Genomic DNA, 17,634 nt, shown 5'->3' with positions numbered 1-17,634 from the left:
AAATGAACGCTATTCCTCAAGCTTTTGAGTTTTGGCAAGATGGGCGAATGCCTTATGTGGAAACCAGAAGATCTTGTTTTAGCCGAACATGTTATAAGTCTCATAGTCATCCAACGTTTTCTATTGGAGCTATAGACGAGGGGAATAGCGTTTTTCAAAGTTCTTTTGGTACACCCCAAAAGATTAGTAGTGGTACTTTAGTGATTGTACCTGCGCATATTGAGCATTCATGTAACCCTTTGCCAGATCAGGCTTGGAGTTATCAGATGCTACATTTGGATATAGCATGGTTGAATCAGCTTTATTCTGAATTTCAACAGCAAGGTCTAGATTTACATCTGCCTCAGCATAAGCCGCTTATAATAAAAGAAGAAATTTTATATCAGGCTTTTTCTGATATGAATGAAACTTTATTTGATCCTGAAAAATTAATTATTGAAAAAGAACAGTCGCTGATCTATTGCCTTACAAAGTTATTACTCCCTCATTTCATGTTAGAAGAAATACAGAAAACGGAATATTTGTATGAAGATTTTTTGGAGTTAATTGATATTATTAAATCGTCGGAACGATTTATTTCTCTAGAAGAACTCGCAGAGCAGGTGGGTCTTAGTCGATATGCAATTATTCGTTTATTCAAGGCAAATGTTGGTTTAACCCCACATGCATTTCAAATTAATTTAAAAATTAATCAAGCCAGAGCTCAATTAAAACAAGGGATTTCACTCGCAGAGCTAGCTATCAATTTAGGCTTTAGTGATCAGAGTCATTTTCATAAAGCTTTCAAAGCGCATACAGGAATCACACCTCGTCAGTTTCAACTTGCAGCCGCGCAATAATTTACAAGAAATTAATTTTCTCTATTTTTAAGCTACTCCATACAGTTTTAAAGATGAAATCGTTATGGAAGTTTTTTTAGTTATCGCCTTTACTCACTTTTTAGCACTACTATCTCCGGGTCCAGATTTTTTTCTTATACTCACAAGCCTTTTACAAAAAGGGTTGCGTTATACCTATGGCGTTATTCTGGGAATTACTTTGGGTAATGCTCTTATCTTAATGGTGTGTATATTTGGATTTATGGTGCTTGGCAATTTAAGTACAACGATTCTTTTAGTACTTAAATGGCTGGGGGCTGGATATTTAGCTTATTTAAGCTTTCTTTGTTTTAGGGCCGCTCAAGGAGCTACCTTAAATATAGCGGTTGAAGAAAATAATTTGGTTGAGCAAAAGTATAGTTATAAGAGTAAGTTTAAAAGCTTAGCTCTGGGGTTGCAATCTAGTTTACTTAACCCTAAAAATATTATGTTCTACAGTAGCTTAATGCTTCTAATCCAACAAGAATTTAGCTTGTTCCAAAAATTACTGATGAGTGGATGGATGATTGCTGTGGTTTTGGGTTGGAATTTATTATTGGTTCGTCTATTACGTCAAGAGCGGGTATTAGCCCAGATTAAACGTTCTGCTAAAGGATTGTATTATTGTTCTGGTATCGCTTTTATTATTTTCGCAGTGCTATTGGTTGTCTATAGCTAGTACAGATTGCATAGTCTTCTAAATAACACTGAAGACTATGCAATTTTGCTGGGTTTAAAGAATCGCTTTTAAACGTTTAACCACTTCTTCACATTGTGCTAAATCAGCTACGAGCGCCATGCGTACATGATTTTCACCCGGATTACCTTGCTCGGTATCACGAGATAGATAACGGCCCGGTAAAACCTTAATATGTGCTTTTTCCATTAACATCTTGGCAAAAGTTTCATCATTATCAACTTTTAACCAGTAATAAAAACCAGCATCAGGTTTTTGTAGTGGGAGTAGATGGCCGAGTTCAGATTGGAATAAATCAAACTTTGCACGATATTGTTTACGATTGTCTTCAACATGGTTTTCATCATTCCACGCTGCAATTGAAGCAAGCTGGTGTTGTACTGGCATTGCTGCACCGTGATAGGTACGGTATTGCAAATATGGCTTTAACAGATCGGCATCACCCGCTACAAAACCTGACCGTAGACCCGGCAAGTTTGAGCGTTTTGAAAGTGAATGAAATACGATACAGTTTTTGTAGTCATCGCGGCCAAGTTCAGCACAAACTTCTAATAGACCAGTAGGTGCTTGATCGAACCAAAGTTCTGAATAGCATTCGTCAGAAGCAATAACAAAATTATATTGATCAGATAAGGCAATTAGCTTTTTAAATTGTTCTTTAGAAAGCACTGTACCGGTTGGGTTACCTGGTGTACATATAAAAAGAAGGGCTGTCTTTTCCCAAACTTCTGCTGGTACAGCATCAAAATCACCTAAATAGCCATTTTCTTCTGTGCAATTGATGAAGTATGGCTTTGCACCTGCAAGTAAAGCCGCACCTTCATAAATTTGATAAAACGGGTTTGGCATCACCACATAAGGTGCATCTTCACGATTAATTAATGCCTGTACAAAAGAGAAAATGCCTTCACGTGTACCAGACACAGGCAAGATGTGGTTTTCAGCACTAATGCTGTTAAGTTTAAAGCGCTTGGTTAACCAATTTGCAATGCTTTGGCGAAGTTCTGGTAAGCCTTTGCTGTTTGGATAAGTTGATAGATGGTTAAAGTTATCAATAATAGCCTGTTTAACAAACTCTGGTGCTGGATGCTTCGGTTCGCCAATTGATAGAGGAATCAAGGGAAGGTTAGCAGGAGTAGTATCCTTAAAAAGTTGGTTTAACTTTTCAAATGGATACGGATGTAATAACGACAAGCTAGAGTTCATTAAACAGTTACCAAGTAGTTGAGTTTCAGTGCTGACAAATTTGATTAGATGCTTCATCTAATGCAGCTTTCAGTTTTTCCGAGAAGAGTTTGACCTCTTCGTTATTCAGCGGTTTTCCATCCTTTTTGGTGACAAAGAAAATATCTTCGGCGCGTTCACCTAAAGTTGCGATTCGGGCTGAATGGATGTCTAAACCTTGCATCATAAATAAACCACCCACGCGTGCAAGTAGGCCAGGGTGATCGAGTGTTGAAATTTCGACCATATTTTGCTGTAAGGCTTCATTTAATGTTACATCGACTGTATTTTCAATGTCGAAGTGACGTAATTGACGTGGAATACGGCGTTGCATGAGTCCCGGATATTGGTCTGGTTGGCTAAGTGCCTTCACTAATGCATTTTTAACGGTTTCTTCACGTTCTGGGTCAGTAAGTAATGTACCGAAACGGTCAAGTACAACATAAGTGTCTAAACTAAATGCTGTACTTGCTGTGATAATTTTTGCATCTTGAACGTCTAAGTTCATTCGGTCTAAAACGGCAACAGTGGTGGCAAACAGGTTAGGTTGATCGCGAGTATAAATAAAGATTTGTACTGCATCTTGAGCTGCTTTACGATGAGCACGCAAGAGCACTAATGGCTCTGGATTATCACCATGCTTTAAAATTGCTTGTGTGTGCCATGCAATTTCATCTGCCGATTCTTTAATGAAGTATTCATCACCTAGTTCTTGCCATACTTTTTCGACATCTGCCAATGAGAAGTTATTTACGAGTAATTCACTTGCTGCAAATTTGGTGTCTTCAATCAGCATTTGATAATCAACAGGACGACCTAAACCGGTACGGATTACATCACGAGCATGCGTATAAAGTTGACGCATGAGAGATGCACGCCATGTATTCCAGAGTTTTGGATTTGTCGCATTAATATCTGCAACCGTTAAGGTATAGAGATAATCAAGATGCTCCATATCGCCCAGTTTTTCGGCGAAATCTTTAACAACATCTGGATCAGAAATATCTTTTTTCTGAGCTGTCAAAGACATGAGTAAATGGTTTTGAATAAGCCATGCAATTAATTTACATTCACGTTCTGTAAAGCCATGTGCACGACCAAACTCAATCGCATCTTCAGCTCCGAGTTCACTGTGGTCACCACCGCGACCTTTTGCAATGTCATGGAATAAAGCAGCAATAAAGACAATATCTTGACGAGCAAGACGTTGGAAAACTGAACTTACTACAGGGAATTCTTTAGCGAATTCAGGTTCTCTAAAACGATTTAAATTACGTAGTAATAATAATGTGTGGGCATCGACCGTATAGATATGGAACAGGTCATATTGCATAAGGCCCATAATTTGGCCAAAAGCAGGAATATAGTTTCCTAAAACACCATATCGTTTCATCGCAACCAAGGTATCGTATAAACGATACGGTGAACGAATAATCGACATAAATAGTGCTTGATGCTCTGGATTATCACGATAACTTTGGTTGATTCGTTTTGCAGCAAGAATGAGTAAGCGTAAGGTACGAGCGCGAATGCCTTCAATATCTGGTCGATTAGCCAAAATATAGAACAACTCTAAAATCGCGCTTGGATGCTCTGCAAATATTTTGTGATGTTGTACTGCAAGTTTATTATCAACGATCTTAAAGTGATCATTTACAACTTCAATTTTGCGTTCGTAGTTTGGTAATCGAGGGGTGATGACTGATTCGCTAAAATACGCCAGTAGCATTTCATTGAGTGTTGAGACCTGTTGCGCCGTACGGTAGTAGCGTTTCATGAATTGCTCAACACCGTAATTTACAGGTTGGCCTTCTTGGCGCACATATCCAAATTTAGCGGCGATCTCTCTTTGGTGGTCAAAAAGTAAACGGTTTTCATCACGTTTGGCTAAACGGTGTAAATGGTGACGGATTTCCCAAAGAAAACTTTCAGCTTCTTCTAAAACTGCAAGTTCAAACTCTGAAATGAAACCTAAATGCACTAAGTCGTAAATACGGTTTACGCGGAAGTGGCGTTTGGCTATCCAGCCAATTTGGTTAATGTCACGGATACCGCCCGGTGCATTTTTAATGTCGGGTTCTAAATTACTTTCAGTATTGTTGTGTTGGTGATAACGCTTGGCTTGCTCTGCCATTTTTGCGTCATAAAATGTTTTATCTGTCCATGTTTGCGAAACAATACGGCGAGGCCATTTTGCAAGCTGACTATTACCTGTAATTAAACGGGCTTCAATTAAAGTGGTTGCAACGGTTAAATCGGTCGCAGCTTGTTCAACACAGCTTTGAATGGTGCGAACACTAATGCCGGGTTTGAAATTACCCACGTCCCATAAAGAGGAAATAAAAGTAGAGATACGTTTTTCGTTTTCTTCGTTAATTTCATGCTCCGATAAAATCATGATATCGACATCAGAATAGGGCAACATTTCACGTCGCCCATAACCACCTACAGCAAATAGGCCGAGTCCAGTCTGGTCGAGTTCGGCATGTTTCCATAAAAAGATCAGTGCTTCATCAACTAGGTCTGAGCGCGCTTTAATTACATCCCGAATAGATTGCCCATTTTCATATGAATCTTGCAATTGCTTTTCTACATCCGTTCGCCATTGATTAATGGCTTTAATATCATGATGGCTTGTAACGTAGTTCAACAATGGCGATGTATTGATCATGAAAATGGGTCTACCAATAAGTAAATATTAAGAGTTGGTTTTTACGCTTACTTGATCAGCGGTTTCTTTTGCTAAAGTACGAGCAAGATCGGTATTTTCTGCACGTGCAGTTGCGACACCCATACGACGGCGTTTGAAACCTTCTGGCTTACCAAACAATCGCAGGTCAGTGTCTGGATTGGCTAACGCCGTATTTAAACCGCTAAAGCTTAAGTTGTTGGCATCTACACCCGCATAAATCACTGCACTTGCGGCAACACTATGGCGTGCTGTGTTTACAGGCAAACCTAAAATGGCACGTGCATGCAGTTCAAATTCACTTTGAAATTGTGACGCTAAAGTTACGAGTCCTGTATCGTGCGGGCGAGGTGACACTTCACTAAACCAAACCTTATCGCCTTTAATAAACAGCTCTACACCAAAAATACCACAACCACCCAGTGCCGTTGTCACTTTATTTGCAATACGTTTTGCTTCTTCAAGTGCTGCTACGGTCATGGGTTGAGGTTGCCAGCTTTCTACATAATCACCCGCATCTTGACGGTGACCAATTGGATCACAGTAGTGAGTTTCAATTTCACCAGTTTCAGGGTTTTTAGCACGAACAGTAAGTAAGGTAATTTCAAAATCAAAGTCAATTTGAGATTCAATAATGACTGTACCTTGATTAACCCGGCCACCTTGCATTGCATATTCCCATGCAGCGTCGACTTCATCGAAACTTTTTACACGAGACTGACCTTTGCCAGAAGAAGACATTACAGGTTTTACAAAGTTTGGATAACCAATGTCGTCACATGCAGCGCGGAAGCTTTCTAGAGAATCTGCAAAACGGTAGGCAGAAGTAGGTAGGCCGAGTTCTTCAGCCGCAAGACGGCGAATGCCTTCACGGTTCATGGTGAGATTTACAGCTTTAGCAGAAGGGATGACAGTTGCGGTTTGACTTGCTTCAATTTCTAGTAAAACTTCTGTCGCAATTGCTTCAATTTCAGGGACAATTAAATTTGGTTTAATTTTTTCGATGAGTTGTTTTAATTGAGCAGGATCTGCCATGTTTAACACATAAGGAAAATGTGCAACTTGCATGGCTGGTGCATGATCATAACGGTCGGCTGCATGTACTTCTACACCAAGGCGTTGTAAGGAAATTACAACTTCTTTGCCAAGCTCTCCTGAACCTAACAATAAAACTTTAAATGCAGAAGATTGAAGTGGGGTACCGAGTGTCACGCTCATGCGAATCATCCTGACAAAATTATTTTTTTAAGCATAGCAGAACTTATGGTGGAGTTAAGCCTTATAACGCATAAAAAAAGTAATTTTGTCGGACAATTAAAAATGTAGTTTTTAGATATTAACCTGATAGTTTAAAAGCAATTCATCTCCATGTTTACCACGGATGCCCCAATTTTCTTTAGGTGTTTCAAAAATAGTGATTTCGATATCTTGAGGTGCAATTTTGCATTGTTCTTGAATGTTGCGAAATAGGGTTTGAATGAGTTGTTTTTTAGTGGCTGGACTGCGGCCTGCAAACATTGAAAGTTCGATAATAATGTAATGCTGGCTTCTGTCAGAAGGGTAAATGAAGTTCCCGGGTTTAAGACTAATAAAACGCTGAAATCTTTTCTCGACAGGATATTTCAATTCTTCAATAAGTGCTTGATGGATTGCATGAGAAAGTAGCTCTCGATATTGCATAATCGTTTGTTCATTTGCATAAATTTTAACTTGTGACATTTTTATCTCTATTAAGTAGCTAAGGTTATCTTTTTAATCAATTCAAAATTAGATTTTTCAGGCCAGAAGTTTCAATCTTAAACGCTTCTGGCTAGGTTTTATTTTATATAAGGAAGATCGGTTTATCTATTCATAAAGGTAAATATGTATAGATGAGGCCATAAACAATTGCGGCAGTTAAAGTTGCCGGTACGATTTTCTTAAATTTAAAATAAAGACCTGCTAAAACTAAAAAACCGATCAGCATCGCTAAGCTTTTATCTGGGGTTTCAAGGAGTGGTGGAAGAGTTGCAACCACAAGCATAGCGCTAATTGCAGAGATACCAATACTTCCTAAAGCAATTTTGATCCAGACTGAGCCGCGTCTTTGCTGCGAGCCCTGTAATTTTTGTATTACAAAAAATGGCCCGAAACGTGAAGCAAAATTGGCAATACCCACAATAATGCCTACCAGAATAATTTCTAGGTTCATATTAAGCCTCAACTTCATCATGCTGTTTCAGCACATAATGTTTAAACAGACCAGCTAAAATGCCTGAAAGAATGCCAATAAAAATAGCAGCAGATAAGTTAATCCAATAACATGCCAAAGCTGAAACCAATAATGATACAGCAACAACAAGGCTATGCTTTCGTTCAAATGCTGCTAATAAAAAACTCAAAAATAAAGCAGGTAATAAGAAATCTAAAGCTGCTTGTAAAAACTTTGGAAGATGAGCGACTTGATCGGCAAATAATCCGCCTAACAAAGAACCGGTTGCCCAAGCCATCCAACTAAATAGACTTAAGCCCAGCATCCATGACTCAGACCATTGCTGTCTGCGCTGTGAAAGTTGGATCATGCCGCTGGCAAAAACTTCATCCGTTAAGCCCCAAGCCCACACTGCCGTTTTCTTAAGATTTAATTTGTTTGGAATCAGGTTGTATAGAGCAGGTCCATAAAGGACATGGCGAATATCTAGGGCAATAACTGTTAATGCTGTTAGCCAGATGGATGAACCGCTAGCCAAAAGCGCGACAACCAAAAATTGGCTAGCGCCAGCATACATTGAACAAGATAGAAAAAAAGCTTCCCAGGGAGTAAAACCAAACTGAGATGCAGAAACGCCAAAGGCAAAAGAAACGGGTAAATAAGTGAGTACGATAGCTTGGCTATCTTTGACGCCTTGCCAAAAAGTTGCTGTTTGGGCAGGCATCAATTGTAGTTCGGACACAATACACCTTGGCAATAAACCAAATGATAAAAATACTTGAAAGATTGAGTATTGTAGCCGAATTTAATAGCATAGTGCCGAAATGTTTAATCGGCAGTTTGATATGTTCAAGGCAAAGATTCGTTTAGTTTATATCGCCATGATGAGTGCAGGTATTTTTACATTGCAGGGCTGTGATAATGGTAATCAAAGTGCAGAAAAAAAAGTAGAAATTAAGCCAGCACCGAAACTAACCAATGATGCAACTGTTTATGCTCAAAAAGCATGGGTATTAATTAACACGGTTGAGCATTTAGTTTATGAAAAACAACTCAGCCAAATTGATGACAAAGTTCGTAAACCTTTACGCCAATTGAGTACAGACTGGCGCATTAATGTGAAAATGACAGATTCAGTGACAGAAGGGAAATATGCACTCTGTCGTAAAGCCCTGACAAGTTTGGATATATGGGCGCGCGAAACGCTAGAAAACAATAGTTCAGTTGCCCAAAAGCAAGCGGACTATGAGCGAGATAAGGCTCAATGTAAGGATGCGATTGATACGCCAAATCTTGGAAATACTTCGCCAAAATAAAACTAATAAATGTAAAAAAGCGAGATGATCAATCTCGCTTTTTTGCTTTGATAAAATCAATAATGAGTTTTAGCAACTACTTTCAATTTTTCAATATCTAAAATCTCAATTTTTCTAAAGGCAATTTTAATGATGTTTTGTTTTTCGAGCAGACTCAGTTCATGATTGATTGTCTGTCTAGATGTGGTCAGCATATTTGCCAACTGTTCTTGAGAAATATGGATGTGATGATCTTGAATAAGAACATGGTTGCCATATCCTTCTAAAATAAATAGAAGACGCTGAGCCAGCCTTTGAGAAATACTACGTGTTTGTATCGCAATTTGTTCTAAGAAAACATACCTGAGTTTTTGGCTGGTTAATCGTGCAAAGTAGTACCAATAATAGGGATTTTCTGTGAGTAGGTCATTTAAAGGCTTCGCTGGAACGTGCAGTACTGTACTTTTTTTCAAAGCAATTGCGTCATGCGATCGTGGCTCATGGTCAATCAATGATATTTCACCAAACCACATAATCGGCTCAGCAATAGCAGAAAGAGCTTCATTACCGTTTACATCGACATAACCCAAGCTAATTGAGCCTTCAAGTACGGTATAAATGCCATCAAATACATCTTGAGCATGGAAAACATAGCTATTTTTTTCAAAGGTGATCTGCTTGCCATGTTCTAAAATAAAATTTTGAAATGTTTCTGGAAGCACACTAAACCAAGTGTTTTCTTTTAGTCGGTTAATATAAATAAGGTCCAATATTCTGTCATCCATGAAAAAATTCATTAATTTGTCAAATAGCTGACAATTTTAAGTTTTCCTTATATGTACAGTATGACTATATGTAAGTGAATAGGGAATAACTCATGTCAAATCTGGAGCAAGAGCTTAGCAAATATGCGGCTTATCATTTAAATCATAAAAATATTTTGACGCATTTTATTGGTATTCCACTCATCGTGTTTTCAATTTTGTGTTTAACCGCAAGAGCAGGTATCGATATTGGTAGTTTTAAAATCACTTTAGCCATGGTGCTGATTGCAGCTAGTACGATCTATTATTTATTGCTAGATAAAATTTTTGGCTTACTCATGCTCATTATCTTAGTTGCTGTGTATCCACTCGCGAGCCAAATTGCCCAGTTATCTTTTGGAGAATGGTTAGCAGCAAGTATTGGTTTCTTTGTAGTGGGTTGGGTTTTTCAGTTTGTGGGTCATTATTTTGAAAAGAAAAAACCTGCTTTTGTTGATGATGTGATCGGACTTGCGATAGGACCATTATTTGTATTGGCAGAATTTATATTTATGCTAGGTTTTAGAAAGCCTTTGCATGCGCGTATTTTACAAGAGGCGCGCAGTAAACGAGAGGCAATGGATCTTAGTCATTAACAATAAAAAAGGCCCCAACATATTGGGGCCTTTTCTTAAGCTTTAACTTAAACGTTAAAACGGAAGTGCATTACATCGCCGTCTTGGACAACGTAAGTTTTACCTTCTAAACGCCATTTACCAGCTTCTTTCGCGCCGTTTTCACCGTTGTATTGTACGAAGTCATCGTATGCAACAACTTCAGCACGGATGAAGCCTTTTTCGAAGTCGGTATGAATCACACCAGCTGCTTGAGGAGCTGTTGCGCCAACTTTTACTGTCCATGCACGAACTTCTTGTACACCAGCAGTGAAATAAGTCTGTAAACCTAAAAGCGCATAACCTGCACGAATAACCACATTTAAACCTGGTTCTTCCATACCCATTGCTTCAAGGAACTCAGCACGATCTTCATCTTCTAATAATGAAATCTCAGCTTCGATTTGGTTGCAAAGAGGAACAACAATTGCGTTTTCTTCCGCAGCAAGTTTTTTAACTGCATCTAAATGTGGATTATTTTCAAAACCATCTTCTGCAACGTTTGCAATATACATGGTCGGTTTTAAAGTCATTAAACCAAAACCACGAACTAATTTACGTTCGTCATCAGACAAATCAGCTGCACGCGCTGGTTTACCTTCGTCAAGTAAAGGTTGGATTTTTTCTAAAACTGCTTTAGTTGCTACAGCTTCTTTGTCACCGCCTTTAGCAACTTTAGTTAAACGTAAAATCGCTTTAGCCACAGTTTCAAGATCGGCAAGTGCAAGTTCAGTATTGATAGTTGCGATGTCGTCTAATGGATCAATTTTACCATTTACGTGAATCACGTTTTCATCTTCGAAACAACGCACAACATGAGCGATTGCATCAGTTTCACGGATGTTAGCAAGGAATTGGTTACCTAAGCCTTCACCTTTTGATGCACCAGCAACAAGACCTGCAATATCCACAAATTCCATTGTAGTTGGTAAAATACGCTGTGGTTTAACAATCGCAGCAAGTTTGTCTAAACGTGGATCTGGTACAGGAACAATACCTGTGTTTGGTTCAATGGTACAGAAAGGGAAGTTTTCCGCTGCAATCGCTGCTTTCGTTAATGCATTGAAAAGGGTTGATTTCCCTACGTTTGGCAGACCAACAATACCGCAATTAAAACCCATGAAAACCACTCACAAATGTGTAAATTAAAAATTGTCGCTGATTTTACATGAAAGCCATGACAAAGTCATGGCTAGAGCAGGGTTGTATTGCTTTTAAACTTTACGTTTATCAAGTTGCTGGGCTAATGCATCGCCAGTCGCTTGTACTAACATGACTAAAACAATGAGTACCAAAATGACAGCCAACATAATTTGCATATCAAAACGTTGATAGCCATAACGATAAGCAATGTCTCCTAGGCCACCTGCACCAATAGCACCAGCAATCGCAGAGGAGTTAATCATCGTCACGATAGTCACGGTAAAGCCCGCAACAATTCCTGGTAAAGCCTCTGGTAAAAGCACATGCCAAATAATTTGTTTACGGTTACAACCCATGGCTTGAGCAGCTTCAATTAAGCCTTGGTCGACTTCGCGTAAGCTGACTTCTGCAATACGTGCAAAGAAGGGAATAGCAGCAATCGTCAATGGAACAACGGCTGCCCAAACGCCATAACTTGTACCTACAATCCAGCGAGTAAGCGGAATCAGTGCAACCATTAAAATAAGAAAGGGTACAGAACGAGTAATGTTGATTACCCAACCTAAAGCCTGATTAATCTTTTGTGACGGATGAATGCCGTGCTCAGAAGTACTCACTAAAATAACAGCAATGGGTAAGCCAATTAAAAAAGCAATAAATGCAGATGCGCCTACCATCAGTAAGGTATCTACAGTTCCAGTAATTAATAAATCAATGAGCTGGTCTTGCATAGCCAAGTACCTCAAATTGTGCAATTGCAGTTGACGCGTCTTGTCGTATAGATGGAAAATCAATTTCTACGTTAGGAATACCGACTAAAAGTGAGCCAATAATATGTCCTTGAATGGTATCGACCTGACTTTGATATAAATTGACGGGTGCTTTAAATCTGGCAAGTAGTTCTTGAATATCTGGAACTTGGTGTGCCTCAGCCTCATATTTCAGTTTTACAATAATATGAGTTGAATCTTCATCTGGTAGAGGACTGATTTTAAAAGGCAGAGTGATTTGTTCAAGATTCAGCAATTCTTGAGTAATCTGTTGTTCTGGTCGTGAAAATACAGACCAAACTTGTCCGGCCTCTACTATCTCACCTTGGTCAATCACCACCACTTGATCACAAATTTCTCGAATGACCTGCATTTCATGAGTGATGAGTACAATCGTTAGGCCAAGTTCCTGATTAATCTTTTTAAGTAAAGCCAAAATAGTAGCGGTACTTTCAGGGTCGAGTGCCGAGGTTGCTTCATCACAAAGTAAAATTTCAGGGTGGTGAACAAGTGCACGTGCAATACCGACACGTTGCTTTTGCCCGCCTGAAAGTTGTGACGGATAATAACCAGACTTATCTGCAAGACCTACGAGTGCTAGAACTTCATTTACACGTTGATCGATATCTGCTTTGTTATAATTGGAAACTTTTAAGGGTAAGGCTACATTTTCCCAAACTGTTTTTGCAGACATTAAATTGAAATGTTGGAAAATCATTCCAATCCGTTGACGGGTTTGAATGAGTTCAGCATGGCTCAATTCAGCAATGTTTTGTTGATGAATATGAATACTGCCCGTATTTACTTGTTCTAAGCCATTTAAAGTGCGGAGTAGGGATGATTTTCCGGCACCACTTTTACCAATAATGCCTAAAATCTTACCTTGAGGAATATCAAGGTTAATCTCTTTTAAAGCATGCAGTTTTTGACCCTGCGATTGGTAAAATTTATTTAAACCACGAATTTTGATATGGGGTAGAGAAAAATCAACTTGTGATCCAAAACTCACCATCGTCATTCTCCTTATTTCCAGCCTTGAAACCACATACCTTGGCCAAAGTCTTTATCCAGAATGTCTTGTGCTTGTTTTGAGTTCTGGAATGCTTTAACAAAGGTTGCAAGTTTTTGGTTTTTATCTTGGTAATCGCGACGAGTCACAAACAAAATTGCATATTTTTTATCGATTGGATCTAAAAATAATGCGCTATGTGGATCGGTTACCTTTGCCATTTTTAAGTAGTGGGGGAAGCCGAAAATTAAATCGACATCGTTATATGCATGCGCGGTTTGAGGACCTTCAACTTCAACGAAGCTCAGCTGTTTCGGATTAGCAATAATGTCTTGAGTGGTTGAAAGCTCATTATTAATATCTTTAAGCTGAATTAAGCCTGCACGGTGCAGTAAAATTAAAGCGCGAGCTAAATTGACGGGATCGTTTGGAATAGCCACACGTGCTTTTGAAGGTAAGTTTTTAAGTGATTTATATTTTTTTGAATATAAACCTACATGACTTCCTGAGCCCACGGCAAATGCATGTAAGTCATAGCCCGTTTCTTTAACAGCATTACGTAGAAATACGCTTTGCTGGAAAAAGTTCGCATCAATATCGCCATTTTGTACGGCAACATTGGGTGCTCGCCAGTCAGAAAATTCAACAAGCTTGACGTGAACACCTTGCTTTTCAACTTCATTGGCGACGCTTTGTAATAGCTCCGCATAAGGCGGGCTAATGCCAATCGTTAAAACCTCATCGGCTTCTTTATTTTTAATATAACGGTAACCGACGAGGCCTAGAACTACGATTAAAATCGTAATTCCGAGTAACCAAGGCTTATGCTGTTTGAACTGAATAGTCATAATCTTTCCGTTATTACTTCCAGCCAGGGAACCAAAGTGTTGGCCCAATCTCAGCATCTAACACAGCTTTAACTTTTGGCGAGTTTTGATAGATCTCAACAAATTTCTTCAATTTGTCGCCCTTGTCCTGATAGTCGTCACGCACTACAAACAAAATGGCATAACGTTTATTGGTATTGTCATCAAGTAAAAGCGCACTTTCAGGGTCAGCAGTTTTTGCTAAGCGTAGGTAATGTGGATAGCCAAAAGCTAAGTCAACGTCATCAATTGCACGAGCAGTTTGTGGCCCTTCAACCTCAATGAATTGCAAATTTTTAGGGTTTGAGACTACATCTTTAAGTGCAGATAAATGATTATTTGAATCTTTAAGCGTAATTAATTTGGCTTGCTGTAAAAGTAGCAGGGCACGACCTTGATTGACTGGATCATTTGGAATGACTACACGTGCGTTTTGTGACAATTCATCAAGGCTTTTATATTTCTTCGAATAAAGTCCCACATGTGATGCTGCACCCACTGCAAATGCCTTTAATTTAAAGCCAGTTTCTTTAATTGCATTGTCTAAGAACGGTTGATGCTGGAAAAAGTTGGCATCAATATCCCCATGATTTAAGGTAATATTTGGTGTGTTCCAGTCAGAAAACTCGACCAGTTTTACGTTTAAACCCTGTTTCTTTGCTTCATCGGCAGCAGCTTGTAAAGTTTTTGCAAATGGGGGACTAATACCAATCACAAGTTCATTTGAGCCACTTTGACGGTGTTTATTCCAAAAGAATAAAGCAACAAAAAGGACTATAACGACTAAGCCTACGCCTAGCCATTTTTTAGAGGCTGTTTGAGCCATGTCTATCTCCAAATTTAAGCGGTTATTTCTTCAATTGTTGTTAAGTTTTTGCTGTTGTTATAGGGACTACATCGGAACGCTTGAACAGGATGTTGTTTTGGTAATTGATCACCCCGATTAAAAATTTTGTTCCGCAGTGAACCCGTTTTATATGCAGTTTTATAGCGACCACGTTGTTGTAGCTCAGGAATGACTAAGCGAATAAAGTCGTGGTGAGACTCAGGTGCAACAGTACGTGTTAAATTAAAGCCATCAATATCGGTTTCATCTAAAAGATGAATTAAGTATTCAGCAACTTCTTCGCCACTACCCACGATGAGGGGATAACGACCACCTAAAACATGTTGAGCTTTTAAGTCATTTTTCGTGATTTGTTGCTCTTTGAATTTTTCGGTAATCGAAACAATACTGTTACTTTTTTGGTAAGGAATCGCTTCATCGTCGGCAAATTTACTTAAATCGATGCCAGTTGAACTCGCATAATGCGCTAAGCCAGCTTCAGGACTTGCATACTGACGATATTCATTAAGTTTCTGTACAGCCAGATCATGTGTTTCGGCAACAACAACGGTTATACCAACAAAGACTTTAATGTCATTCTCTGAACGGCCTTGCTGTTCTGCAAGCGCACGAATCTTTTTCACTTGTTCGCGTATCTTTTCGGGTCTATCCCCGCCAATAAATACACATTCAGCATGACGTGTTGCAAACTGCATACCTTTAGGTGAAGCACCTGCTTGGAACAGTGTTGGAGTGCGTTGCACAGAAGGAGATACCTGAAACACACCTTCGCTTTGGTAATATTTTCCTTGGTGGTGAATGGTGTGCACTTTGGATGGATCTGTAAAAACACGCCGTGCTTTATCTTTTTTAACTGCGTCGTTTTCCCATGAACCTTCCCAATATTTATAGCAAAGCTCTAAAAACTCTTCGGCTTGTTCATAGCGAGCATCGTGGTCTTTTAAACCTTTTTGGCCAATTAAGCGTTCTGCACTATCTAGATAGCCCGTAACTATATTCCAGCCAATACGGCCTTGAGTTAAATGGTCAAGACTCGCAAAGCGGCGGGCAAATTGATACGGATGCTCATAGCTTAAGTTCACAGTGACCCCAAAACTTAAATTTTGAGTGACTGCCGCCATAGCTGAAATGAGTGTAGATGGGTCATGGCTTGGAAGTTGAATAGACTCTTTTAAAGTGAGATCTATACCGTTTTGATAGACGTCATACACACCAGTAATATCGGCAATAAACAAGCCGTCAAATAAACCATTTTCTAAGGTTTTGGCTTGTTCTGTCCAATAGCTCAGTTCATTAAAGCGGTGTGACTCATCACGTGGATGTGTCCATAAGCCATGATTGATATGTCCAACACAGTTCATGTCAAAGGCGTTTAATAAAATCTCTTTTGCTTTGAAATCTGTCATTACAATGTCCCCCGACGAGGTGGTAGAACACCGTTAAGAACATAGTTCCCAATAAAGTAATATTTCCATCGTGCGGCATCATGCAACGTGTGCACACGTGCATTGCGCCAAAAACGATCTAGACCATCTTGTGACTGACTTCCACGACTACCAGCAAGTTCAATCAGCTTAGACGATGCTTTTAGTGCTGTATCGCTACTATGAGCACGTACTTTGGCCACATCAATTGAAGCTTTTGCAATGGTTTCAGGAGTGGTTTCAATTTTTGCGGCATCAATTGATTGAGCAGCTTGTTTTAATAACACTTCACTAGCTCGTACATCTACGGCAATCCGTCCTAGCTCATAAATCGTTAATGGATCTTGGTTTGCAGTTTCTACATTTGAATCAATCCATGGGCGGGCTTGATGCACTCTTTGCAAGCTTTCTTCAAAGGCTGCTCGTGCAATGCCTACCTCAATTGAGGCATGCATAATTTGGGCAAAAGGGCCCACTAAGGTTGGTTGTAAAAATGCGGTATCAAAAGGAATAACATCATCTGCATCGACAAAAACCTGATCAAACTTAACGGTGCCGCTGCCTGTGGTTTTCTGTCCAAAGCCAGACCAGTCATCAACAAGTTTTAGTCCTTGTGAACCACTTTTTACAAATGCTAAATACTCTCGACCTGCATCGTCTAAAACTAAGGTTGGAATACGGTGAGCAAACAAACTTCCTGTGCAATAAAACTTTTCTCCCTGAATCAAATATCCATTCTCATAAGGACGGATATTGGTTTGTTTATGAGTTGAAGTTTTGGTTTTAAACTCAGCAAGTGCATTACCAAAGCGAGTGCCATTTAAAACTTCGCCATATAAACGTTGTTTTTGAGCTTCTGTTCCCGTATTGCGTAAGACTTCTAAAGCATAAAAATGGTTTTGCGGAATTTGTCCAATTGAACCATCTGCACCGCTTAAAAGCGCAATTACTTTAGCAACTGTATGACTTGAAACTTCGGCACCGCCATATTGCTTTGGCACTGTAATTGCCCATAGGCCAGACTGGCTCAAAGCATCGATTTCTGTATACGGTAAAATCCGCTTAGCGTCTCGCTCAACAGCGTTTTTTTTAAATTGTTCGGCAAATTGTTTGGCAATTTCTAAAGCTTCAGCATCATTTTGAATAATGTGTGCTTGGTTTGATGCCGACGTTTGTTTCGTTTGAACTGATTGATATGAAGTCAT

18 protein-coding genes are annotated in these 17,634 nt (G+C 39.2%); 4 read left to right on the top strand and 14 right to left on the bottom strand.

From position 1 onward, the window contains the following. The first annotated feature begins 2 nt into the window (after positions 1-2). Together HLV59_RS10785 and HLV59_RS10780 are read left to right on the top strand one after the other, a co-directional pair. The gene (locus tag HLV59_RS10785; RefSeq protein WP_171429925.1) at positions 3-839 is read left to right on the top strand and encodes an AraC family transcriptional regulator; all 837 of its coding nucleotides are present in this window, start codon (positions 3-5) and stop codon (positions 837-839) included. Positions 840-903: 64 nt separating this feature from the next. Beyond that, on the top strand, positions 904-1,536 hold the full coding sequence (locus tag HLV59_RS10780) for a LysE family translocator (protein ID WP_125739969.1): 633 nt from the start codon (positions 904-906) through the stop codon (positions 1,534-1,536). Positions 1,537-1,590: 54 nt separating this feature from the next. Here HLV59_RS10780 and dapC read toward each other — a convergent pair whose 3' ends face one another. The 6 genes from dapC to HLV59_RS10750 form a co-directional block, all read right to left on the bottom strand. Next, positions 1,591-2,760, bottom strand: coding sequence for a succinyldiaminopimelate transaminase (gene dapC, locus HLV59_RS10775; RefSeq protein WP_171430616.1), 1,170 nt, complete (start codon positions 2,758-2,760; stop codon positions 1,591-1,593). Positions 2,761-2,785: 25 nt separating this feature from the next. Then, on the bottom strand, positions 2,786-5,449 hold the full coding sequence (gene glnD, locus HLV59_RS10770) for a [protein-PII] uridylyltransferase (RefSeq protein ID WP_057105803.1): 2,664 nt from the start codon (positions 5,447-5,449) through the stop codon (positions 2,786-2,788). A gap of 27 nt (positions 5,450-5,476) precedes the next feature. Then, positions 5,477-6,694, bottom strand: coding sequence for a formate-dependent phosphoribosylglycinamide formyltransferase (gene purT, locus HLV59_RS10765; RefSeq protein WP_171429924.1), 1,218 nt, complete (start codon positions 6,692-6,694; stop codon positions 5,477-5,479). A gap of 102 nt (positions 6,695-6,796) precedes the next feature. Beyond that, the gene (locus HLV59_RS10760) at positions 6,797-7,186 is read right to left on the bottom strand and encodes a tautomerase family protein (protein ID WP_171429923.1); all 390 of its coding nucleotides are present in this window, start codon (positions 7,184-7,186) and stop codon (positions 6,797-6,799) included. A gap of 130 nt (positions 7,187-7,316) precedes the next feature. Next, a complete protein-coding gene (gene ygaH / locus HLV59_RS10755) occupies positions 7,317-7,658 on the bottom strand; it encodes an L-valine transporter subunit YgaH (RefSeq protein ID WP_057105800.1) in 342 nt (113 codons plus the stop codon). A 1-nt stretch (position 7,659) separates the two neighbouring features. Next, a complete protein-coding gene (locus HLV59_RS10750) occupies positions 7,660-8,382 on the bottom strand; it encodes an AzlC family ABC transporter permease (protein ID WP_171430615.1) in 723 nt (240 codons plus the stop codon). 121 nt (positions 8,383-8,503) lie between these two features. On the opposite strand from HLV59_RS10750, the gene HLV59_RS10745 reads away from it, so the two are divergent. Then, positions 8,504-8,974: a hypothetical protein gene (locus HLV59_RS10745; RefSeq protein ID WP_193786447.1), complete on the top strand. Its 471-nt coding sequence runs from the start codon at positions 8,504-8,506 to the stop codon at positions 8,972-8,974. Between the two features lie 56 nt (positions 8,975-9,030). On the opposite strand, the gene HLV59_RS10740 is transcribed toward HLV59_RS10745, so the two are convergent. Beyond that, a complete protein-coding gene (locus HLV59_RS10740; protein ID WP_171429922.1) occupies positions 9,031-9,738 on the bottom strand; it encodes a Crp/Fnr family transcriptional regulator in 708 nt (235 codons plus the stop codon). 92 nt (positions 9,739-9,830) lie between these two features. Between HLV59_RS10740 and HLV59_RS10735 the strand changes: the two genes are divergently transcribed. Then, complete coding sequence (locus HLV59_RS10735; RefSeq protein ID WP_171429921.1) at positions 9,831-10,352, top strand: Mpo1 family 2-hydroxy fatty acid dioxygenase; 522 nt, start codon at positions 9,831-9,833, stop codon at positions 10,350-10,352. Between the two features lie 47 nt (positions 10,353-10,399). Here the strand turns inward: HLV59_RS10735 and ychF are convergent, their stop codons facing one another. The 7 genes from ychF to HLV59_RS10700 form a co-directional block, all read right to left on the bottom strand. After that, the gene (gene ychF, locus HLV59_RS10730; protein ID WP_004642544.1) at positions 10,400-11,491 is read right to left on the bottom strand and encodes a redox-regulated ATPase YchF; all 1,092 of its coding nucleotides are present in this window, start codon (positions 11,489-11,491) and stop codon (positions 10,400-10,402) included. Positions 11,492-11,584: 93 nt separating this feature from the next. Beyond that, positions 11,585-12,244 carry a methionine ABC transporter permease gene (locus tag HLV59_RS10725; RefSeq protein ID WP_001153960.1) on the bottom strand — a complete coding sequence of 220 codons (660 nt, stop codon included), beginning with the start codon at positions 12,242-12,244 and terminating at the stop codon, positions 11,585-11,587. After that, positions 12,225-13,301 carry a methionine ABC transporter ATP-binding protein gene (locus HLV59_RS10720; RefSeq protein ID WP_171429920.1) on the bottom strand — a complete coding sequence of 359 codons (1,077 nt, stop codon included), beginning with the start codon at positions 13,299-13,301 and terminating at the stop codon, positions 12,225-12,227. The genes HLV59_RS10725 and HLV59_RS10720 overlap by 20 nt, the downstream gene beginning before the upstream one ends. 5 nt (positions 13,302-13,306) lie before the next feature. Further along, complete coding sequence (locus HLV59_RS10715; RefSeq protein WP_171429919.1) at positions 13,307-14,140, bottom strand: MetQ/NlpA family ABC transporter substrate-binding protein; 834 nt, start codon at positions 14,138-14,140, stop codon at positions 13,307-13,309. Between the two features lie 13 nt (positions 14,141-14,153). Then, a complete protein-coding gene (locus tag HLV59_RS10710; protein ID WP_171429918.1) occupies positions 14,154-14,984 on the bottom strand; it encodes a MetQ/NlpA family ABC transporter substrate-binding protein in 831 nt (276 codons plus the stop codon). Positions 14,985-14,998: 14 nt separating this feature from the next. Beyond that, complete coding sequence (locus HLV59_RS10705; protein ID WP_061875968.1) at positions 14,999-16,411, bottom strand: LLM class flavin-dependent oxidoreductase; 1,413 nt, start codon at positions 16,409-16,411, stop codon at positions 14,999-15,001. Next, the gene (locus HLV59_RS10700; protein ID WP_061875969.1) at positions 16,411-17,634 is read right to left on the bottom strand and encodes an SfnB family sulfur acquisition oxidoreductase; all 1,224 of its coding nucleotides are present in this window, start codon (positions 17,632-17,634) and stop codon (positions 16,411-16,413) included. Before HLV59_RS10700 ends, HLV59_RS10705 begins: the two co-directional genes overlap by 1 nt.

The organism is Acinetobacter lactucae (assembly GCF_013122135.1).
GTDB lineage: Bacteria > Pseudomonadota > Gammaproteobacteria > Pseudomonadales > Moraxellaceae > Acinetobacter > Acinetobacter lactucae.
This window is presented reverse-complemented; position numbering and strand designations above follow the sequence as displayed.